Consider the following 19,448-nt stretch of genomic DNA (forward strand, 5'->3'; position numbering starts at 1 on the left):
CACACCTACGGCACCAGCTCCCTGAGGATCTCCCGCACCGCCCGGTCGGCCCGCTGCCACAGCCCCGGGCCGAAGGTGATCCGGGTGGCGCCCAGCTTGCCCAGCTCGGCGGGGGAGGGGCCGGTGCCGTCCAGGCTGCCCAGGGCGTTCAGCGGTCCCCGGATCCCGGCCCGCAGCACCGGCAGCGCGTCCGCCGGAGCGAGGATCGGGTACACGCAGTCGGCGCCGACCGCCACGTACAGGGCGGCCCGTTCGACGGCGTGCCCCAGGTCGCCGTCGCCATGGAGGAAGACGTCCACCCGGGCGTTGAGGAACAGCCGGTCGCCGGCGGCCGTGCGGATCTCGGCCAGGTAGGCGGCCTGCTCGTGCGGGTCCGTGAGCACCCCGTCGCGGGAGTCCTCCAGGTTGCAGCCCACCGCGCCGGCCTCCAGCAGCCGGTCCACCAGCTCGTCCGGGGCCAGGCCGTAGCCGTCCTCGATGTCGGCCGACACCGGCACGTCCACCGCCCGCGCGATCCGGGCCACGGCCGCGAACATCTCGTCGGCCGGGGTGGAGCCGTCGTCGTAGCCGAGGGCGGCCGACACGCCCGCGCTCGGTGTGGCCAGGGCCGGGAACCCGGCCGCCACGCAGGCCCGCGCGCCGGCCGCGTCCCACGGTCCGGGCAGGATCAGCGGATCTCCGGGCGCGCGCTCCAGGTGCAGCGCGCGGAAGTCCTCGACGGTGCTCATGATCGGTTCATCTCCGGTGGGGACGCCCAGGTCTTGACGCCCAGTTCTTGCGGTGCCGCCGCGCCGGACGCGGAAAGGACCTGGCCCCGGGCCAGGCCCCCCTCCGCGTCCGGCGGTCGCGCACGGCCTACGCGTGCTGCGCCGGCTGGTAGTGGCCCGGGGTCATGCGGCAGGTCACGCCGAAGCGGTTCCAGGCGTTGATCACCGTGATCGCGGCGATCAGCCGGGCCAGTTCGGCCTCCTCGAAGTGCTTGGCGGCCTTGGCGTACACCTCGTCCGGTACGAAACCGTCGGTCAGGACGGTGACCGCCTCGGTCAGCTCGATCGCCGCCAGCTCCTTCTCGGTGTAGAAGTGCCGCGACTCCTCCCACGCGCTGAGCTGCACGATCCGCTCCACGCTCTCGCCGGCCGCGAGCGCGTCCTTGGTGTGCATGTCCAGGCAGTAGGCGCAGTGGTTGATCTGCGAGGCGCGGATCTTGACGAGTTCGTACAGCTTCGGGTCCAGGCCCTGCCGGGCGGCGGTGTCCAGCCGGATCATCGCCTTGTAGACGTCGGGTACGAGCGCGGGCATGTCCAGCCGCTGGGGCTGCTCGGCGGCGTACGCGACGGTGTCCTCGATGTTGCTCATGGCCTCGACCCTAGGAGCGGAGCAGCCCAGGAGTATGGTCCATTTCCATGGCGGAAACGTGGGCCACTTCGGGGGTCGACCTGCACCTGGAGACGACCGGACCGGGCGTGCGCCGCGGCCTGACCGACGCGCTGCGCGAGGCCGTCCGCACCGGCCGTCTGGCGCCCGGCACCCGGCTGCCGTCCTCCCGCGCCCTCGCCGCCGACCTGGGCGTCGCCCGCAACACGGTCGCCGACGCCTACGCCGACCTGGTCGCCGAGGGCTGGCTCACCGCCCGCCAGGGCTCGGGCACCCGGGTCGCCGACCGGTCCGTGCCGCCCGCGCCGCGCACACCGCCCCGCGCGCCCCGCCCGCGTCCGCGCCCCCTGCACGACCTCACGCCCGGCTCGCCGGACCTCGCCTCCTTCCCCCGCACCGAGTGGCTCAAGGCCGCCCGGCGCGCCCTGGCCGCCGCCCCGCACGACGTCCTCGGCTACGGCGACCCCCGTGGCCGTCCGGAGCTGCGCGCCGCGCTGGCCGACCATCTGGCCCGGGTGCGCGGGGTGCGCACCGACCCCGAGTCCATCGTGATCTGCGCCGGTTTCGCGCACGGCCTGCGCATCCTCGCCGAGCTGCTGCGGGCGCGCGGGGCGGCCACGGTCGCCGTCGAGTCCTACGGCCTGCCCGAGCACCGCGCCCTGCTGACCGCGGCGGGCCTCGACACCTGCCCGCTGCCCCTGGACGACCGGGGCACCGACACCACCCGCATGCCGGACGCCGACGCGGTGCTGCTCACCCCGGCTCACCAGTTCCCGACGGGACTGCCGCTGCACCCTGAGCGGCGCGCCGCCGTGACCGACTGGGCGCGGCGCACCGGCGGCCTGGTCCTGGAGGACGACTACGACGGCGAGTTCCGCTACGACCGCCAGCCGGTCGGCGCCCTGCAGGGCTTGGACCCCGGCCATGTGGTCCACCTCGGCACCGTCAGCAAGGCCCTGGCGCCCGGCCTGCGGCTGGCCTGGATGGTGCTGCCGCCGTCCCTCGCCCAGGAGGCCGCCGCCGTCAAGGGCGGCTACGACACCTGCGGTGTGCTCGACCAGCTCACCCTCGCGGAGTTCCTCACCAGCGGCGCCTACGACCGTCATGTGCGCGCCTCCCGACTGCGCTACCGGCGCCGCCGCGACGCCCTGGTGGAGGCGCTCGCCGCCCGCGCCCCCGGTGTGGAGGCCACCGGCATCGCCGCCGGACTGCACGCCGTGCTGCGGCTGCCGCCCGGCACGGAGCAGGCGGTGCTCCGGGCGGCGGCCCGGCAGGGCCTGTCCCTGTGCGGCCTGTCCCGCTTCCGCCACGAGCGGGCCGCCGTGCCGCCGCTGGACGCCCTGGTCGTCGGGTACGGCACCCCGCCGGACCACGCCTGGGCGGCGGCGCTGGACGCATTGTGCCGGGTGCTGCCCTGACGGGCCGTGGTCCTGCGGCCCGCCCGTCCCCGGGTGCCGACGAGCCGTGGCCGAAGGGAAAAATCAGGGTTGCTCGTACACATGTCCGTCCCGCTTTCTAGGCTGGCCGTCGGAAACCGGCCACCCTGTGGCCGACGAGGCGGCCGTCGTACGGCCGACGACAACGGGGAGAGACGAAGACATGGCAGACGCACGGCGGCGGCTTCGGTCGGGCACAGTCGTCCTGGGCAGCGTGGGACTGCTCGCCACGGCGCTGACCGCCTGCTCCTCCGATCCGGACAAGCGCTGCGTCGACGAGGACAGTTACCGCTACGGCAGCGGCTACAAGCTCGTCTCCGACAAGTACTGCAAGACCGACGACCCCTCCGTCCACGGCAGCTGGTACTACGGCGGCAAGAAGCGCAACGGCTGGGTGTCGGGCGGCTCCCTCACCAAGCCCGGCAAGACCTCAGGCACCGGCTCCGGCTCCGGGAGCTCGTCCAGCGGCTCGACGAGCGGCGGGACCAAGTACGGCGGCGGCTACGGCGGTGTCGACCGCGGCGGCTTCGGCGGCGGCCACGGCTCCTCCGGTGGCTGAGCCCGTGGAACGCCGCACCATCGAACCCCGGCCCGGCTGGCAGCAGATCGTCGAGGCCCAGGGACTGATCTATCCGCTCACCCGCCACCCCGACGGCTCGCTGCGCCCCTACTGGGACGAGAGCGCCTACTACGTCTTCGGCCTCGACGAGGTGGAGGCGCTGGAGGAGACCGTCGAGGAACTGCACCGCATGTGCCTCGCCGCGGCCGACCACATCGTCACCGCCGACCGGTTCGCCGACCTCGGCATCACCGACCCGCGCGTGGCCCGCGCGGTCGCCGAGGCCTGGCACCGGCGTGCCGAACTGCCGTCCGTGTACGGCCGGTTCGACCTGCGCTACGACGGCACCGGCCCGGTGAAACTGCTGGAGTACAACGCCGACACCCCCACCTCCCTGGTGGAGGCCGCCTCGCCCCAGTGGTTCTGGATGGAGGAGCGGTTCCCCGGCGCCGACCAGTGGAACTCGCTGCACGAACGCCTCGTCGACGCCTGGCGCCGGCAGGCCGGGCTGCTGCCGCCGGGCAGCATGCTGCACTTCGCGCACTCCGCCGCCGACGAACTCGGCGAGGACCTGATGACGGTCGCCTATCTGAAGGAGACCGCCGAACAGGCGGGCCTTGCCACCGACTGGCTGTCGATGGAGCAGATCGGCTGGGACCCGCTCTCCGGCCGGTTCGTCGACAACGGCCTGCGGTTCATCCGCAGCATCTTCAAGCTGTATCCGTGGGAGTGGCTGACCACCGACCGCTTCGCCGGCCACGTCCTGGACACCCTCGACAACGGCGGCGGCACCGGCTCCACCCTGTGGATCGAGCCCGCCTGGAAGATGCTGCTGAGCAACAAGGCCCTGCTGGCGATCCTCTGGGAACTCTTCCCCGGCCACCCCCATCTGCTCCCCGCGTACCTCGACGGCCCGCGCGAGCTGGCGGTCACCACCGGCTGGGCGGCCAAGCCGCTGCTCGGCCGGGAGGGAGCCGGGGTGACCGTGCACCGGCCGGGCTCACCGCCGGTGCTGCGCGAGGAGCCGTGCTGCTACCAGGCCCTCGCCCCGCTGCCCGCCTTCGACGGCAACCACGTCGTCCTCGGCGCCTGGGTGGTCGGGGACGAGGCCGCCGGCCTCGGCATCCGCGAGTCGGCCGGCCTGGTCACCGACGAGTACGCCCGCTTCCTGCCGCACGTCATCCTGTGACCCGCCGCGGGGGCGCCCGCCGCGCGACGGGCGCCCCCGCGGCGGGCCTGGGCGCCGCAGCGCCGCCCGCTCGCATGGTGGACGCGGCGGCGTGCCCCGGCCCGCCGCCCGGTAGGCTGGCGGTCAGGGCCGTGACTGGCGCGCTGGACCATGGGTCCGAGGGATGGGAGAGACCATCGGGGAGCGGCTCCGACGGGAAGAAGTGCCGTGCGCCTGGGCCGTACCGTGAACGCCGAACGCCACGCCCGGAGGTTCCCTTCCAGATGTCTGCGCCCCTGTCCACCGAGTCCACCGCCTTCCGCGCCGCCCTGGACGTGATCCGCGCGGTCGAGCCGCGGGTCGCCGACGCGATCGGCCAGGAGGTGGCCGACCAGCGCGAGATGCTCAAGCTGATCGCCTCCGAGAACTACGCCTCCCCGGCCACCCTGCTGGCGATGGGCAACTGGCTCAGCGACAAGTACGCCGAGGGCACCGCCGGCCGCCGCTTCTACGCCGGCTGCCGCAACGTCGACACCGTCGAGTCCCTGGCCGCCGAGCACGCCCGCGAGCTGTTCGGCGCCCGCCACGCCTACGTCCAGCCGCACTCCGGCATCGACGCCAACCTCGTGGCCTTCTGGGCTGTGCTCGCCGACCGCGTCGAGGCGCCGTTCCTGCAGAAGGCCGGCGCCCGCCAGGTCAACGACCTCACCGAGGCCGACTGGGCCGAGCTGCGGCAGGCCTTCGGCAACCAGCGCATGCTCGGCATGTCCCTGGACGCCGGCGGCCACCTCACCCACGGCTTCCGGCCGAACATCTCCGGCAAGATGTTCGACCAGCGCTCCTACGGCACCGACCCGGCCACCGGCCTGCTCGACTACGAGGCGCTGCGCGCCCAGGCCCGCGAGTTCAAGCCGCTGATCATCGTCGCGGGCTACTCCGCCTACCCCCGGCTGGTGAACTTCCGGATCATGCGCGAGATCGCCGACGAGGTCGGCGCCACGCTCATGGTCGACATGGCCCACTTCGCCGGCCTGGTCGCCGGCAAGGTCCTCACCGGCGACTTCGACCCCATCCCGCACGCCCAGATCGTCACCACGACCACCCACAAGTCGCTGCGCGGCCCGCGCGGCGGCATGGTGCTGTGCGACGACAGCCTCAAGGACCAGGTCGACCGGGGCTGCCCGATGGTGCTCGGCGGCCCGCTGCCGCACGTCATGGCCGCCAAGGCCGTCGCCCTGGCCGAGGCCCGGCAGCCCGACTTCCGCGACTACGCGCAGCGCATCGTGGACAACTCCCGCGCCCTCGCCGAGGGCCTGCTGCGGCGCGGCGCCACCCTGGTGACCGGCGGCACCGACAACCACCTCAACCTGATCGACGTCGCCGGCTCCTACGGCCTCACCGGCCGCCAGGCCGAGGCCGCCCTGCTGGAGTCCGGCATCGTCACCAACCGCAACGCCATCCCCGCCGACCCCAACGGCGCCTGGTACACCTCCGGCATCCGCGTCGGCACGCCCGCGCTGACCACCCGCGGCCTGGGCACCGCCGAGATGGACGAGATCGCGGCCCTGATCGACCGCGTGCTGACGGCCGCCGAGCCCGGCGCCACCAAGTCCGGCGCCCCCTCCAAGGCGGCCCACGTCCTCGACCCGAAGATCGCCGACGAGGTCTCCCGCCGCGCCGCCGACCTGGTGGCGAACTTCCCGCTGTACCCGGAGATCGACCTCGGCTGACCCGGCACGGGGCACCCGGCCGGCCCCGTCCCGTCACGCCTCGTGGGGCGGCCCGTCCGAGCGGCGGGCCGCCCCACGGCGCACGGGCCTCCTACGGCACCGCACCGCCCACAGGCCCTCACGCGCATCCGCCCCTGCGACATCGCACGGCGCACACGCTCCCCACGGCGCGCCGCACGGCGCACCCCGCGCCGTCTCCCGGCCGCCGTTCACCGTCTGTTCCCGGCCCGTTCCGGAGCAGGGGTGCGCACCTGAGAGAATGGTGAGCATGGCCAACGATCGCCCCGTCGCCCACCTCGGCAATGACACCGCCGCGCAGGGCAGGTTCCGGGTGCTCTCCGGGATCCAGCCCACCGCAGGCTCGTTCCACCTCGGCAACTACCTCGGCGCCGTCCGTCAGTGGGTGGCCCTGCAGGAGACGCACGACGCCTTCTACATGGTCGTCGACCTGCACGCGATCACGGTCCCGCAGGACCCGAAGGACCTGCGCGCCAACACCCGGCTCGCCGCCGCCCAGCTGCTGGCCGCCGGACTGGACCCGGAGCGCTGCACGCTCTTCGTCCAGAGCCACGTCCCCGAGCACGCCCAGCTCGCCTGGGTCATGAACTGCCTCACCGGCTTCGGCGAGGCCTCCCGGATGACCCAGTTCAAGGACAAGGCCGCCAAGCAGGGCGCCGAGCGGGCCTCGGTCGGCCTGTTCACCTACCCGATCCTGCAGGTCGCCGACATCCTGCTGTACCAGGCGCACGAGGTGCCGGTCGGCGAGGACCAGCGCCAGCACATCGAGCTGACCCGTGACCTCGCCGAGCGCTTCAACGGCCGCTTCGGCGAGACCTTCACCGTGCCCCGGCCGTACATCCTCAAGGAGACGGCGAAGATCTACGACCTGCAGGACCCGTCGGTCAAGATGAGCAAGTCGGCGTCCACGCCGAAGGGCCTCATCAACCTCCTGGACGAGCCGAAGACCACGGCCAAGAAGGTCAAGAGCGCGGTCACCGACACCGACACCGTCATCCGCTTCGACCCCGAGGCCAAGCCCGGCGTCAGCAACCTGCTCACCATCTACTCCACGCTCACCGGCCAGAGCATCGGCGAGCTGGAGGAGAGTTACGCCGGCAAGGGCTACGGCGCCCTGAAGACCGACCTGGCCGAGGTCATGGTCGAGTTCGTGACGCCGTTCCGCGAGAAGACCCAGCAGTACCTGGACGACACGGAGACGCTCGACGCGATCCTGGCCAAGGGCGCGGAGAAGGCCCGCGCGGTCGCCGCGGAGACCCTCGCCCAGGCCTACGACCGGGTGGGCTTCCTGCCCGCCAAGCACTGAACGAGCGCACCACCGCGCGCACCCGCCCCGGGCAGAGCGCTGCACATCACGTGGCCGGCGCCTGCCCAGGGCGCGTTCGCGGTCGTACAGTCGTTGTCCGCACGGCATAACCGGACGGCCCGGGCGAAACGGCTGGCACGCGAGCGCGACGGCCGGGGCGCGCCCCGGGGAGAGGGCCGGGACCCGGGAGAAGGAAGCGGCGGCAGCGACGACCGCCGGCACGGCCACACAGCACCGGCACGACGACAGGAGACGACGTGGGGACCGTAACGATCGGGGTGTCGATCGCGGTCCCGGAGCCGCACGGCAGCCTGCTCCAGGAGCGGCGCGCGGGCTTCGGCGACGCCGCGGCTCACGGCATCCCCACGCATGTCACCCTGCTGCCGCCGACCGAGATCGACGCCGCTCACCTGCCGGCCGTCGAGGCGCACCTGACCGAGGTGGCCGCGGCCGGGCGGCCCTTCACCATGCGGCTGTCGGGCACCGACACCTTCCGGCCGCTGTCCCCGGTGGTCTACGTCCGGGTGGTGGAGGGCGCCGAGGCGTGCATGTGGCTCCAGCAGCGGGTGCGCGACCCGGACGGGCCCGTGGCGCGTGAACTCCAGTTCCCCTACCACCCGCACGTCACGGTGGCGCACGGCATCGACGAGGCGGCGATGGACCGCGCCCAGGAGGAACTGGCGGGCTACCGGGCCGAGTGGCCGGTCACCGGGTTCGCCCTGCACCAGCAGGGCGACGACGGGGTGTGGCGCCGGCTGCGCGAGTTCGCCTTCGGCGGCAGCGCGGTGGTCCCGCCCCAGGCGTCCCCGGTCGACCGTGGCACCCTGCCCGCCCGCTGAGCCCGGCCGGCGGCCCCCGCACCGTGCCCTACAGGGGGCCTCCGCACCGTGCCCTACAGGGGCAGCCGCCGGTACACCGCGCGCGGCAGATGCCGCAGCACCGTCGCCGCCACCCGCAGGACGCCGGGCACCCACACGATCTCCGACCGCCGCCGCAGCCCCAGCTCCACGGCGGCGGCGACCTCCTCCGGGGTGCTCGACAGCGGCGGCACGGGCCGGCCTGCGGTCGAGGCCGAACGCACGAAGTGCGGGCGGACGATCATGACGTGCACCCCGGTGCCGTACAGGGCGTCGCCCAGGCCCTGGGTGAAGGTGTCCAGGCCCGCCTTGCTGGAGCCGAAGATGAAGTCGGTGCGCCGGGCCCGTTCCGCGGCCACGGAGGACATCACGACCAGCGAGCCGTGCTCCTGGTTCTGCAGCTCTCGCGCGGCCACCAGCGCGGCCGAGACCGCCCCGGTGTAGTTGGTCTGCGCGACGTGCACCGCGTTGAGCGGTTCCCGCTCGTCCCACGCCTGGTCGCCGAGGACGCCGAAGGCGAGCAGCACCATGTCGACGTCGCCGTCCGCGAACACCTTGCCCAGGATCTCCTCGTGGTGCAGCACGTCGAGCGCGTCGAAGGCGACGGTGTGCACCTCGGCTCCGAGGCTCCGCAGATGCGCGGCGGCCTCGTCGAGCGCGGGCGAGGGCCGGCCCGCCAGCCAGACGGTGCGGGTGCGCCGGGCGACGAGCCGGCGCGTCACGGCCAGGGCGACGGGGGAGGTGCCGCCGAGCACCAGCAGCGTGCGGGGCAGACCCGAGGGGCCGAAGGAACGCAGGAGCGAGGAGAAACCGAGGGCATCCTTCACGCCGGACGACTGTATCGTCCCGTTATGGCCGCATCGGCATAGAAACGCGGTGTTGGTGTCGGCACCGAGCGGGCACAGTCCGGTCATGGACTGGCTGAAGAAGCTCCCCGTGGTGGGTCCGTGGGCTGCGCGTGCGATGCGCACCCATGCCTGGCGGTCGTACGAGCGGCTGGACCGGGTGAAGTGGTCGCGGCTGGCCGCCGCCATGACCTTCATCAGCTTCATCGCGCTGTTCCCGCTGCTCACCCTGGCCGCCGCGGTCGGTGCCGCCACGCTCAGCGCCCGGCAGCAGCGCACCCTGGAGACGAAGATCACCGAGCAGTTCCCGGGGCTGGGCAGCCAGCTGCGCATCGACGCGCTCGCGGACAACGCCGGCACCGTCGGTGTCATCGCGGGTGTGTTCCTGCTGCTGACCGGCGTGAACTGGGTGGCCCAGACGCGGGACTGCCTGCGCGCGGTGTGGGAGTGCCCGGACCGGGAGGAGAACCCGGTCGTGCGCCGGGTCCGCGACGCCGGCGTCCTGCTCGGTCTGGGCGGCGCGGTGGTCGTCACGCTGCTCGTGTCCGCGGTCGCCTCGGCCGCCGTGGGCTGGATCGCCCGCCAGGCCGGACTGGAGGAGCACGGCGCCGGCAGCCTGGTGCTGCGGGTCGTCGCCTTCGCGGTCGCCGTCGCCGCCGACTTCCTGGTGCTGTGCTACGTGCTCACCCTGCTGCCCGCCGTGCAGCCGCCGCGCCGCCGGCTGCTGGTGGCGGCACTGCTCGGCGCGGTCGGCTTCGAACTGCTGAAGGTGTTGCTCAGCGGCTACATCCAGGGCGTGGCGGCGAAGAGCATGTACGGGGCCTTCGGGGTCCCCATCGCCCTGCTGCTGTGGATGAACTTCACCGCCAAGCTGGTGCTGTACTGCGCCGCCTGGACGGCGACACCCGGCCGGGACGGTGACGACGGGGAGGACGCGCCCGGCCGGGACGGTGACGACGGGGGAGCCGCGCCCGGCCGGACACGGCCTAGGAACGGGAACGGCGGCGCACCAGGTCCGGAAGCGGCCAGCGGCGGTTGACCAGATAGGCCGTGACCCCCAGGACCACCACCGCGCCACCGGCGACGCCCAGGGCGACGCCCATGCCGCCGGTGCCGCTCGTCGCGGACGCGCCCGCCGCCGGGCTCGCCGAGGACCCGCCGCCCTGTGCACTGCCCGCCGTGCCGGGCGAGGCCGTGGCACCGGCCGCCGCGACACTCTTCGGCGGCACCAGCTCGCCCACCGGCCGCACCTTGCCGTCGGCCTTGAACCCCCAGTCCAGGAGCCGGGCGGCCTCCCGGTAGACCGCGTTGTGCTCCGCGTTCTCCGGGTGCATCACCGTCACCAGCAGCACATGCCCGTCGCGCTCGGCCACCCCGGTGAAGGTGGCGCCCGCCTGGGTGGTGTTGCCGTTCTTCACCCCGGCGATGCCCTTGTACACCGGCAGGTCGTAGTCGCCGCTCAGCAGCCGGTTGGTGTTCTGGATCTCGAAGGACCCCCGGGTCTTCCTGCCCTTGTCGTCCTTCTTGGTCTCGCCGGGGAACGAGGCCCGCACGGTGGAGCAGTACTCCCGGAAGTCCTTCTTCTGCAGCCCGGAGCGGGCGAAGAGGGTCAGGTCGTACGCCGAGGAGACCTGACCCGGGGCGTCGTAGCCGTCCGGGGTGACCACATGCGTGTCCAGCGCCTGCAGTTCCCGGGCGTGGGCGTTCATGTCGGCGACGGTCTGCTTCACTCCGTGGTTCATGGCGGCCAGGACGTGCACCGCGTCGTTGCCCGAGCGCAGGAAGACCCCCAGCCACAGGTCGTGGACGGTGTAGGTCTCGTGCTCCTTGATGCCGACCAGACTGGAGCCCTCGCCCATGCCGGCCAGATCGGCAGGGTCGACGGTGTGCTTCTCGGTCCTGGGGAACTTCGGCAGCAGGGTGTCGGCGAACAGCATCTTCAGGGTGCTGGCCGGGGCCAGGCGCCAGTGGGCGTTGTGCGCGGCGAGCACCTGCCCGGACTCGGCGTCGGCCACGATCCAGGACCGCGCGGTGAGGTCCTCGGGCAGGACCGGCACACCGTCCGCGAGCTCGGCCTGGGTGCCGGGCCGGCCCAGACGGTCGCCGCCCACGGTCGACATACGGGCCGGGGGAGTGGCCGAGGGGCTCGCCTTCACCGCCGGCGCCGCCGCCGCGACAGAGGTGCCCACGGTCATGGACAGGGAGAGGGACAACAGGGAGGCGGAAGCGACCGCAAGGGATCGCCGCAGCAGCTTCTCGGGTGCGCGCACGGTCGGAAACGTATCGGGCGCGCTCGCCGGTGCTGCGCCCAGGTCCCCGTCACCGGCCCGCCCCCGCCGCCCGGCCGCCCCCCGCACCCGGCTCCGGCCGCCCGGCAGCGATACTGGAGGTATGAAGCTCAGTCGCCCCGTCTCCTGGTTCCTGCTCGCGTTCGGGGTGTGGAGCTGGGTCATCTGGGTCACTTTCGTCAAGAATCTCGTCAAGGACGGCAGCGGACTCGCCTTCGACGACGGGCACCCGACCGCGTACTTCTGGGTCCATCTGGCGCTGGCCGTCGTCTCCTTCGTATTGGGGACGGTGATCGGCGTGATCGGGTTGCGTGGCCTGCGCGCCCTGCGCCGGACGTCATAGGGATCCGGCCACCGGCGTCACGGCGCTCCCGTCACGGACCTCACGGACGTCCGGGCCGCACACCCGCGCGCGGCGTCCGCGCCCCCGCCGTCACCAACCGAAAACAGGACGCATCCCCAGCCCCGGCCGTCCGGGCATGCTGGGGATTTCCTGTGAAACGAGGTGACAACACTTCTTCATAACGTCTTTTCATCTCATCCAGACCGCTCTTCCCCCGGCCGACGAGCTGTGATTAGGTGTCGGCGCGCCTGTGAGGCGTGGCACATGCACGGTGGTCCCGCGACGGGACCTGGGGAGGCATCACCGATGCGAGCGGTTCGCATACGGATCCTGTTGGCCCTGCTGGTCCTGGTGATCGCGGGCGTGGGGGCCTGGACACTGCTGCCGGAGAAGGACGGCGAGGCGAGGGCCATCACCGTCGGCACGACCGACGCCGTCACCTCGCTCGACCCGGCCGGCTCCTACGACGCCGGCTCCTGGGCCTTGTACAGCAATGTGTTCCAGTCCCTGCTGACCTTCGAGCCGGACGGCGCCACGCCGGTGCCGGATGCGGCCAGGAGCTGTTCGTTCGTCGGCGGCGGGCTGCGCACCTACCGCTGCGAGCTGCGCTCGGGCCTGACGTTCCCGAGCGGGCGGACGATGACCGCCGAGGACGTCAAGTACTCCTTCGACCGGGTCAAGAAGATCAACGCCGATGTCGGCCCGGCCCCGCTGTTCTCCACCCTGAAGTCGGTGGAGGCCGACGGCATGATCGTCACGTTCCACCTGTCGGAGCCGGACGCCACGTTCCCCTTCAAGGTCGCCACCGGAGCCGGCTCCATCGTCGACCGCTCCCGCTACCCGTCCGACACGCTGCGCACCGGCAACCAGGCCGACGGCACCGGCCCGTACCGGCTGACCCGGTACGTCAAGGGCGAGGTCGCCGCGCTGCGGCCCAACCGCTCCTACAAGGGCGCGGTCAGCCGCACCGGCAACCCCGTCGAGCTGCACTACTACCCCGACGGCAAGGCCCTGGACGCCGCCTGGAAGAACCGGCAGATCGACGTCGCCACCCGCACGCTCACCCCCGATGTCCTCGCCGGTCTCAATCCCAGCGACCCCGACCAGCGCGTGTCGGAGTCCGACAGCTCCGAGGTCCGCAACCTGTACCTCAGCACCCGGTCCTCCTCCCCGCTGCACGACGTCCGCGTCCGCCGCGCCATGGCCTGGCTGATCAACCGCGAGCAGCTGGCCGCCTCCGTCTACGACGGCACCGTGGACGCGCTGTACTCCCTGGTCCCGGCGGGCATCACCGGGCACACCACGGCCTTCTTCGACACCTATCCCGAGCCGAGCGTCAAGAAGGCACGGCAGCTGCTGACCGAGGCCGGGGTGCAGGTCCCCGTGCACTTCACCTACGGCTACGCCATCGGCCGCGGCTCCGGTGCCGAGGAGGCCGCGGAGATCAAACGCCAGCTGGAGGCGAGCGGCCTGTTCACGGTCGACGTCAAGGGTTATGAGTGGACCGACTTCCAGAAGCGGTACGCGGCCGGCAAGCTCGACGCGTACGCGGTGGGCTGGGTCGCCGACTATCCGGACCCGGACACCTTCGGTGCCCCGCTCGTCGGCACCGGCAGCAGCATGAACACCGGCTACAGCAGCAAGGACGTCGACGCCCTGGTCACGGACAGCCGGCGCTACGCCGACCGCAGCCGGGTCACGAAGGACTTCCGCGACCTGCAGCAGCAGGTGGCCGACGACGTGCCGCTGATCCCGCTGTGGCAGCAGAAGGAGTACGTCGTCACCACGGAGGACGTCGGCGGCGGTCAGTACGTCAACGACGGCACCGGCGTGTTCCGGCTGTGGAAACTGGGCTGGATCTGATCACCCGGCCGCCGGCCGCCCGGCGGTGAGGATCCGCGCCACGTCGAGCACGACCTCGGCACCGATCAGGTCCGGCAGGGTGACGGTCTCGCCGGGGGCGTGGACGCGATGGCTGGTGTAGGCGCCCGCGTCGGGTTCCGTGAGCACGTGCAGGCGCCGGTGCTTGCGGTCGACGACGACGTAGACGGGCACCTTGGCCTCGGCGTAGGCGGTGACCTTGGTCTTCAGGTCGTCCCGCCGGTTGTTGGAGGTGACCTCCAGGACCAGCCGGAAGCACACCGGGTCGTGGGCGTTGTTCGCCACCACGTGGTCGTCGATGCCGGCGTCGACGACCGCAAGGTCGGGAATGCAGTAGTCCTCGTCGCCGGTCGGGAGGGCGATCGCGACGCTCTGGACCACCTTGCTCTCCTCGCCGTGCAGACCGGCGGCGAGGAAAGGAATCATGAGGTCCGTCAGAACGACGGCGTGGGGGGCGTCCGGTGCGGACGTGACAAGGAGATGTCCTCCGATGATCTCGACGCGGTACCCCGGATGGCGCTCCCTGATCTCCTCGGCGATGGCCGTGAGGGAGAACGGCTCGTCGGCGCGGAAGGGCTGCTCGACGGATGCGGCGGACATCGCGTGCCTCCTCGGGGACGGGGCCGAGAACATCATCGTAGGCAGCACGGCACGCGGGTGCCGCCTTCGTCCCGTGTCACCCGGACGGGACCGGGCACCCCGTGCGGCCGCCGGGGCCCGGGGCCCGCGAGCCCTGTCGTGATCCGAGGAACGGAACCCCGGCAGGCCGCCCGCCCGTCAGCCCACGCGGCCCAGTTCCCGGCGCTTGGTGTAGTCGGTGAAGCCGAGGACGTTCCCCCAGGGGTCGGCGATCTCCACCACCCAGCCGGTCACCATCGCCCACGGCTCGTCCAGCAGCCGGATGCCGGCCGCGGTCAGTTCACGGGCCGCGGTCCGCGCGTCCGGTACCTCCAGCCAGACACGCGGCGAGGGCCACGGCGGGGTGCGGCGGCCCAGGGCCTCCTCGTGCCGCAGCAGGATGCCCGGGGCCTCGGCACCGACCCGGAGCACCGCGATGCCCGCCTCGTCCAGCCGGGTCGCCACGGTGAACCCGGCCCGCTCGTAGAACGCCACGGCCTCGCCGAGGTCGCCCACGGGAAGCAGCACGTTGTCGAACCCGAGCAGCTCGTACGACTCGTCATCTGACATGTCATCAGATTACGGCGTATCCGGCCGTTCAGGCGGAAGCCGCGAGCCGGGACGCACCTGAGCGGGCGCGCCGCATCAGAGCCCGGCACCCGGGCGCCGCACAGTGGATCGCCCCGCGCACCACAGCAGATCGCCCCGCCGGCCACAGGGCCGACGGGGCGACAGGAAGATGCCCTCGGTGGTGCGAAGGTCAGAAGCGGCGCGTGATCAGGGCGCGCTTGACCTCCGCGATCGCCTTGGTGACCTCGATGCCGCGCGGGCAGGCGTCGGTGCAGTTGAAGGTGGTGCGGCAGCGCCAGACGCCGTCCTTGTCGTTGAGGATCTCCAGGCGCTGCTCGCCCGCGTCGTCACGGCTGTCGAAGATGAAGCGGTGCGCGTTGACGATCGCGGCCGGACCGAAGTACTGGCCGTCGTTCCAGAACACCGGGCAGGAGGAGGTGCAAGCCGCGCACAGGATGCACTTCGTGGTGTCGTCGAAGCGCGCCCGGTCCTCAGGCGACTGCCGCCGCTCCCGCGTCGGCTCGTTGGTGTCCTTCGTGATCAGGAAGGGCATCACGTCCCGGTACGCCTGGAAGAACGGCTCCATGTCCACGACCAGGTCCTTCAGGACCGTCAGGCCCTTTATGGGCTCGATCGTGATCGGCTTCTCCGGGTTGATGTCCTTGATCAGCGTCTTGCAGGCCAGCCGGTTGCGGCCGTTGATCCGCATGGCGTCCGAGCCGCAGATGCCGTGCGCGCAGGAGCGGCGGAAGGTCAGCGTGCCGTCCTGCTCCCACTTGATCTTGTGCAGACCGTCGAGGACGCGCTCCTTCGGGTCGATCTCCAGCTGGAAGTCCTGCCAGGCCGCCTCGGCCGAGACCTCCGGGTTGAACCGGCGGATGCGGAAGGTGACGGTGATGTAGGGGGAGTCCGCGAAACCCGGCTCGGGCTTGCCGGCCGCGTCCGCCTTGTCCAGAACAGGGGTTGCCATCAGTACTTACGCTCCATCGGCTGGTAGCGGGTCTGGACGACCGGCTTGTAGTCGAGACGGATGGATTCGGACCCGTCGGCGCCGACCTCGCGGTACGCCATGGTGTGGCGCATGAAGTTGACGTCGTCGCGGTTGGGGTAGTCCTCACGGTAGTGACCGCCGCGGGATTCCTTGCGGGCCAGGGCGGAGACCGCCATGACCTCGGCCAGGTCCAGCAGGTTGCCCAGCTCGATGGCCTCCAGCAGGTCGGTGTTGAACCGCTTGCCCTTGTCCTGGATCGCCACGTTCTTGTAGCGCTGCTTGAGCTCGCCGATCTTCTCGACCGCCGTCTTGATGGTCTGCTCGGTGCGGAACACCATCACGTTGGCGTCCATGGTCTCCTGCAGCTCGCGCCGCAGCTCCGCCACCCGCTCGGTGCCGGTGGAGGACCGCAGCCGCTCGATCTGCTCGACGACGAAGGACTCCGGGTTCTCCGGCAGGTCGACGAAGTCCGCCGTGCTCGCGTACTCGGCGGCGGCGATGCCGGCGCGGCGGCCGAAGACGTTGATGTCCAGCAGCGAGTTGGTGCCCAGGCGGTTGGCGCCGTGCACGGACACGCAGGCGACCTCGCCGGCCGCGTACAGACCCGGGACCACCGTGGTGTTGTCGGCGAGGACCTCGCCCATGACGTTGGTCGGGATGCCGCCCATCGCGTAGTGCGCGGTCGGCTGGATCGGGATCGGGTCGGTGTACGGCTCGATGCCCAGGTAGGTCCGCGCGAACTCGGTGATGTCCGGCAGCTTGGCGTCCAGCTGCTCCGGCGGCAGGTGGGTCAGGTCCAGGTACACGTGGTCGCCGTCGGGACCGCAGCCGCGGCCCTCGCGGATCTCCGTGTAGATGGAGCGGGAGACCACGTCACGGGACGCCAGGTCCTTCATGACGGGAGCGTACTTCTCCATGAAGCGCTCGCCGTCCTTGTTGCGCAGGATGCCGCCCTCGCCGCGGGCACCCTCGGTGAGCAGGATGCCCATGCGCCAGATGCCGGTCGGGTGGAACTGGAAGAACTCCATGTCCTCCAGCGGGATGCCCCGGCGGAACACCGCGGCCTGGCCGTCACCGGTCAGGGTGTGCGCGTTGGACGTCACCTTGAAGAACTTGCCGCAGCCGCCGGAGGCGTAGATCACGGACTTCGCCTGGAAGACGTGGATCTCGCCGGTGGCCAGCTCGTAGGCGACGACACCGGCCGACCGCTTGACGCCGTCGACCTCGGTGATCAGCTGGTCCAGGACGTAGAACTCGTTGTAGAACTCCACGCCCTCCTTGACGCAGTTCTGGTACAGCGTCTGGAGGATCATGTGGCCGGTGCGGTCGGCCGCGTAGCAGGAGCGGCGGACCGGGGCCTCGCCGTGGTTGCGGCTGTGACCGCCGAAGCGGCGCTGGTCGATGAGGCCGTCCGGGGTGCGGTTGAACGGCAGGCCCATCTTCTCCAGGTCGAGGACGGAGTCGATGGCCTCCTTCGCCAGGATCTCCGCGGCGTCCTGGTCGACCAGGTAGTCACCGCCCTTGACCGTGTCGAAGGTGTGCCACTCCCAGTTGTCCTCCTCCACGTTGGCCAGCGCGGCGGCCATGCCGCCCTGCGCGGCGCCCGTGTGGGACCGGGTGGGGTAGAGCTTGGTCAGGACCGCGGTGCGGCTGCGCTTGGTCGCCTCGATGGCGGCACGCATACCGGCGCCACCGGCGCCGACGATGACGGTGTCGTACTTGTGGATCTTCATCAGGGATTACCTCGGTCCCGTGGCCTAGCGGATGTTCGGGTCGAAGGTGAAGATCACCAGCGTGCCCAGCAGAATCGTCCACACCGTGGCGGTGTAGAGCAGTGCCTTCAGCCACAGCCGCGTACCCGCGCGCTCGGCGTAGTCGTTGATGACCGTGCGCAGGCCGTTGCAGCCGTGCAGCATCGCCAGCCACAGCATGAGCAGATCCCAGACCTGCCACCACGGGGAGGCCCAGCGTCCGGCGACGAAGGCGAAGCCGATCTTGGAGACGCCACCGTCCAGCACGAGCTGGATCAGCAGGTGGCCGATGACGAGGACGACCAGGACGACGCCGGACAGCCGCATGAACAGCCAGCCGTACATCTCGAAGTTGCCCCGGGTCGACTTCGGGGTCTTCTTGGTCCGCTGGCGCGGGGGCTGGATGACCGGCGCCGGGTTGTCGACGGTGTAGACGGCGGCGCCCTCGACGGGGCTCACACCGGAGGAGGTTTCAGTGGTGGACATGCGCGTCAGCTCCCGAAGACGACTCGAGCGGCGTGGCCCAGGACGGGGTAGATCGCCCCCAGCATGAGCACGACCCAGACGACGACCACGGTCCAGAGCATCGGCTTCTGGTAACGGGCACCCTTGGCCCAGAAGTCGACGGCGATGACCCGCAGACCGTTGAGTGCGTGGAACAGGATGGCGGCGACGAGGCCGTACTCCAGGCAGGCGACGATCGGCGTCTTGTACGTGGCCACGACGGTGTCGTAGGCCTCGGGAGACACGCGGACGAGCGCGGTGTCCAGCACGTGAACGAACAGGAAGAAGAAAATGAGCACGCCGGTGACTCGGTGAGCCACCCACGACCACATTCCTTCCCGGCCGCGGTACAGCGTTCCAGCCGGCACTGAAGAACCCTCCGGGAGCGGGGACGTATAGGGCCGCGCCGGCTTGTTGTCGGTCGGGCCCGGCCGGGTACGGTCCACCGGCCCCCAGCATGGTAGCGAGGGGTTGCCGTGAGCATTGCAGGGGGCCTGCCGGTGTGATCGAGATGGCACTCAAACGTGCACGGACGGGTCAGCGGGGGCGGCCGCCGGCCGCGGACGCCGCGGCGCCGGGCGGCTACGGGCGCGTCGTGGCTGGTCACGCCCCTGGAGGGCGCGGGCCAGACGTCCGCGTGCCAGGCGGCGCAGCTCCTCCGCCGCGACCGTCCGTTCCTCCTCGGGATCGTTCGTCAATCGTGACCGGACCGCGGCCAGCAGCCGGTCGAGGATCTCGCCGGGCGGGACGTCGTCGAGGCAGAGGACGAAGGGGTGCCCGAACGTGTCCGCGTAGGCGGCGTACGCCGCGGTCAGCGCGGTGGAGGCGGCCGTGTACGCCCCCTCGGGCAGGGCCGGCGGCGGCTCGGCCGCCAGGGCTTCGGCGAGGTCGCTCTCGTCCAGGTCGTACGTGGCCTCGTCGGCCGCGGCCAGCAGGGCGGGCAGGTCCGGATAGGGACGGTGGGCGGTGAGCCGCCCGGCCCAGTGGGGGCTGCGCAGGCAGGCCAGCAGGGTGCGGCGGGCCTGATGGGCGGGCGCGGTGTTGAAGTGCTCCAGGCACTGCGGAGTCAGCGCGGGCAGTGTGGGTCCTCGGCGGTGTGGGATCGCGGGCGCCGCGACGGCGGCGTCACCTGCGACGGCAGGGGATCATGAGGGTGATCGTCACGCTATCGGTCGTGATCGTGAACTGTCCGGTCGATGAGCGAATTTC

At 71.8% G+C, this 19,448-nt stretch carries 20 protein-coding genes and 1 riboswitch; of the genes, 9 read left to right on the plus strand and 11 right to left on the minus strand.

The features are described 5' to 3' along the window. Window positions 1–5: 5 nt before the first annotated feature. Together IE286_RS07565 and IE286_RS07570 are read right to left on the minus strand one after the other, a co-directional pair. Window positions 6–728, minus strand: coding sequence for an isocitrate lyase/PEP mutase family protein (locus IE286_RS07565; RefSeq protein WP_189795829.1), 723 nt, complete (start codon window positions 726–728; stop codon window positions 6–8). A gap of 127 nt (window positions 729–855) precedes the next feature. Continuing rightward, window positions 856–1,356, minus strand: coding sequence for a carboxymuconolactone decarboxylase family protein (locus IE286_RS07570; RefSeq protein ID WP_189795830.1), 501 nt, complete (start codon window positions 1,354–1,356; stop codon window positions 856–858). 47 nt (window positions 1,357–1,403) lie between these two features. On the opposite strand from IE286_RS07570, the gene pdxR reads away from it, so the two are divergent. From pdxR to IE286_RS07600, 6 genes are all read left to right on the plus strand, one after another. Beyond that, window positions 1,404–2,792: a MocR-like pyridoxine biosynthesis transcription factor PdxR gene (pdxR, locus tag IE286_RS07575; protein WP_189795831.1), complete on the plus strand. Its 1,389-nt coding sequence runs from the start codon at window positions 1,404–1,406 to the stop codon at window positions 2,790–2,792. Between the two features lie 181 nt (window positions 2,793–2,973). Then, the gene (locus IE286_RS07580; protein WP_189795832.1) at window positions 2,974–3,369 is read left to right on the plus strand and encodes a hypothetical protein; all 396 of its coding nucleotides are present in this window, start codon (window positions 2,974–2,976) and stop codon (window positions 3,367–3,369) included. A gap of 4 nt (window positions 3,370–3,373) precedes the next feature. Then, complete coding sequence (locus IE286_RS07585) at window positions 3,374–4,558, plus strand: glutathionylspermidine synthase family protein (protein WP_189795897.1); 1,185 nt, start codon at window positions 3,374–3,376, stop codon at window positions 4,556–4,558. Window positions 4,559–4,679: 121 nt separating this feature from the next. Further along, a riboswitch (ZMP/ZTP riboswitch) is annotated at window positions 4,680–4,784 on the plus strand. A gap of 37 nt (window positions 4,785–4,821) precedes the next feature. Continuing rightward, on the plus strand, window positions 4,822–6,267 hold the full coding sequence (locus tag IE286_RS07590) for a glycine hydroxymethyltransferase (protein ID WP_189795833.1): 1,446 nt from the start codon (window positions 4,822–4,824) through the stop codon (window positions 6,265–6,267). Window positions 6,268–6,535: 268 nt separating this feature from the next. Beyond that, window positions 6,536–7,591 carry a tryptophan--tRNA ligase gene (gene trpS, locus IE286_RS07595; RefSeq protein ID WP_267969436.1) on the plus strand — a complete coding sequence of 352 codons (1,056 nt, stop codon included), beginning with the start codon at window positions 6,536–6,538 and terminating at the stop codon, window positions 7,589–7,591. Between the two features lie 257 nt (window positions 7,592–7,848). After that, on the plus strand, window positions 7,849–8,430 hold the full coding sequence (locus IE286_RS07600; protein ID WP_189795834.1) for a 2'-5' RNA ligase family protein: 582 nt from the start codon (window positions 7,849–7,851) through the stop codon (window positions 8,428–8,430). Window positions 8,431–8,483: 53 nt separating this feature from the next. On the opposite strand, the gene dprE2 is transcribed toward IE286_RS07600, so the two are convergent. Further along, a complete protein-coding gene (dprE2, locus tag IE286_RS07605; protein WP_229862044.1) occupies window positions 8,484–9,275 on the minus strand; it encodes a decaprenylphospho-beta-D-erythro-pentofuranosid-2-ulose 2-reductase in 792 nt (263 codons plus the stop codon). An 85-nt stretch (window positions 9,276–9,360) separates the two neighbouring features. Between dprE2 and IE286_RS07610 the strand changes: the two genes are divergently transcribed. Beyond that, window positions 9,361–10,332 (plus strand): YihY/virulence factor BrkB family protein, encoded by a 972-nt coding sequence (locus IE286_RS07610; protein ID WP_189795836.1) that lies wholly within the window; start codon window positions 9,361–9,363, stop codon window positions 10,330–10,332. Here the strand turns inward: IE286_RS07610 and IE286_RS07615 are convergent. Further along, window positions 10,280–11,563, minus strand: a complete 1,284-nt coding sequence (locus IE286_RS07615; protein ID WP_308115050.1) for a D-alanyl-D-alanine carboxypeptidase family protein — start codon at window positions 11,561–11,563, stop codon at window positions 10,280–10,282. The genes IE286_RS07610 and IE286_RS07615 overlap by 53 nt on opposite strands. A gap of 121 nt (window positions 11,564–11,684) precedes the next feature. On the opposite strand from IE286_RS07615, the gene IE286_RS07620 reads away from it, so the two are divergent. After that, window positions 11,685–11,924, plus strand: coding sequence for an SCO4848 family membrane protein (locus IE286_RS07620; RefSeq protein ID WP_125496804.1), 240 nt, complete (start codon window positions 11,685–11,687; stop codon window positions 11,922–11,924). Between the two features lie 306 nt (window positions 11,925–12,230). Further along, window positions 12,231–13,787 (plus strand): ABC transporter substrate-binding protein, encoded by a 1,557-nt coding sequence (locus tag IE286_RS07625; RefSeq protein ID WP_189795838.1) that lies wholly within the window; start codon window positions 12,231–12,233, stop codon window positions 13,785–13,787. Here IE286_RS07625 and IE286_RS07630 read toward each other — a convergent pair whose 3' ends face one another. The 7 genes from IE286_RS07630 to IE286_RS07660 all read right to left on the minus strand — a co-directional run bounded on the left by IE286_RS07630 (window position 13,788) and on the right by IE286_RS07660 (window position 19,342). Next, complete coding sequence (locus tag IE286_RS07630) at window positions 13,788–14,405, minus strand: Uma2 family endonuclease (RefSeq protein WP_189795839.1); 618 nt, start codon at window positions 14,403–14,405, stop codon at window positions 13,788–13,790. A gap of 177 nt (window positions 14,406–14,582) precedes the next feature. Further along, window positions 14,583–14,993: a VOC family protein gene (locus IE286_RS07635; RefSeq protein WP_189795840.1), complete on the minus strand. Its 411-nt coding sequence runs from the start codon at window positions 14,991–14,993 to the stop codon at window positions 14,583–14,585. 190 nt (window positions 14,994–15,183) lie between these two features. Next, window positions 15,184–15,963 carry a succinate dehydrogenase iron-sulfur subunit gene (locus IE286_RS07640; protein ID WP_189795841.1) on the minus strand — a complete coding sequence of 260 codons (780 nt, stop codon included), beginning with the start codon at window positions 15,961–15,963 and terminating at the stop codon, window positions 15,184–15,186. Further along, a complete protein-coding gene (gene sdhA, locus IE286_RS07645; protein ID WP_189795842.1) occupies window positions 15,963–17,717 on the minus strand; it encodes a succinate dehydrogenase flavoprotein subunit in 1,755 nt (584 codons plus the stop codon). Before sdhA ends, IE286_RS07640 begins: the two co-directional genes overlap by 1 nt. Window positions 17,718–17,741: 24 nt before the next feature. Continuing rightward, on the minus strand, window positions 17,742–18,221 hold the full coding sequence (locus IE286_RS07650; RefSeq protein WP_125496809.1) for a succinate dehydrogenase hydrophobic membrane anchor subunit: 480 nt from the start codon (window positions 18,219–18,221) through the stop codon (window positions 17,742–17,744). 5 nt (window positions 18,222–18,226) lie between these two features. Further along, window positions 18,227–18,607: a succinate dehydrogenase, cytochrome b556 subunit gene (gene sdhC / locus IE286_RS07655; RefSeq protein WP_189795843.1), complete on the minus strand. Its 381-nt coding sequence runs from the start codon at window positions 18,605–18,607 to the stop codon at window positions 18,227–18,229. A gap of 150 nt (window positions 18,608–18,757) precedes the next feature. After that, window positions 18,758–19,342 (minus strand): 2-oxo-4-hydroxy-4-carboxy-5-ureidoimidazoline decarboxylase, encoded by a 585-nt coding sequence (locus tag IE286_RS07660; RefSeq protein WP_229862066.1) that lies wholly within the window; start codon window positions 19,340–19,342, stop codon window positions 18,758–18,760. Between the last annotated feature and the right edge of the window lie 106 nt (window positions 19,343–19,448).

The sequence above is a fragment of the Streptomyces thermodiastaticus genome, assembly GCF_014656135.1.
Taxonomy (GTDB): Bacteria; Actinomycetota; Actinomycetes; order Streptomycetales; family Streptomycetaceae; genus Streptomyces; species Streptomyces thermodiastaticus.

What these genes read in the sequence shown, in the direction of transcription:
- IE286_RS07565 (WP_189795829.1), bottom strand. Translation starts at nt 728, where the DNA reads ATGAGCACCGTCGAGGACTTCCGCGCGCTGCACCTGGAGCGCGCGCCC.
- IE286_RS07570 (WP_189795830.1), bottom strand. Translation starts at nt 1,356, where the DNA reads ATGAGCAACATCGAGGACACCGTCGCGTACGCCGCCGAGCAGCCCCAG.
- pdxR (WP_189795831.1), top strand. Translation starts at nt 1,404, where the DNA reads ATGGCGGAAACGTGGGCCACTTCGGGGGTCGACCTGCACCTGGAGACG.
- IE286_RS07580 (WP_189795832.1), top strand. Translation starts at nt 2,974, where the DNA reads ATGGCAGACGCACGGCGGCGGCTTCGGTCGGGCACAGTCGTCCTGGGC.
- IE286_RS07590 (WP_189795833.1), top strand. Translation starts at nt 4,822, where the DNA reads ATGTCTGCGCCCCTGTCCACCGAGTCCACCGCCTTCCGCGCCGCCCTG.
- trpS (WP_267969436.1), top strand. Translation starts at nt 6,536, where the DNA reads ATGGCCAACGATCGCCCCGTCGCCCACCTCGGCAATGACACCGCCGCG.
- IE286_RS07610 (WP_189795836.1), top strand. Translation starts at nt 9,361, where the DNA reads ATGGACTGGCTGAAGAAGCTCCCCGTGGTGGGTCCGTGGGCTGCGCGT.
- IE286_RS07620 (WP_125496804.1), top strand. Translation starts at nt 11,685, where the DNA reads ATGAAGCTCAGTCGCCCCGTCTCCTGGTTCCTGCTCGCGTTCGGGGTG.
- IE286_RS07625 (WP_189795838.1), top strand. Translation starts at nt 12,231, where the DNA reads ATGCGAGCGGTTCGCATACGGATCCTGTTGGCCCTGCTGGTCCTGGTG.
- IE286_RS07630 (WP_189795839.1), bottom strand. Translation starts at nt 14,405, where the DNA reads ATGTCCGCCGCATCCGTCGAGCAGCCCTTCCGCGCCGACGAGCCGTTC.
- IE286_RS07635 (WP_189795840.1), bottom strand. Translation starts at nt 14,993, where the DNA reads ATGTCAGATGACGAGTCGTACGAGCTGCTCGGGTTCGACAACGTGCTG.
- IE286_RS07640 (WP_189795841.1), bottom strand. Translation starts at nt 15,963, where the DNA reads ATGGCAACCCCTGTTCTGGACAAGGCGGACGCGGCCGGCAAGCCCGAG.
- sdhA (WP_189795842.1), bottom strand. Translation starts at nt 17,717, where the DNA reads ATGAAGATCCACAAGTACGACACCGTCATCGTCGGCGCCGGTGGCGCC.
- IE286_RS07650 (WP_125496809.1), bottom strand. Translation starts at nt 18,221, where the DNA reads ATGTCCACCACTGAAACCTCCTCCGGTGTGAGCCCCGTCGAGGGCGCC.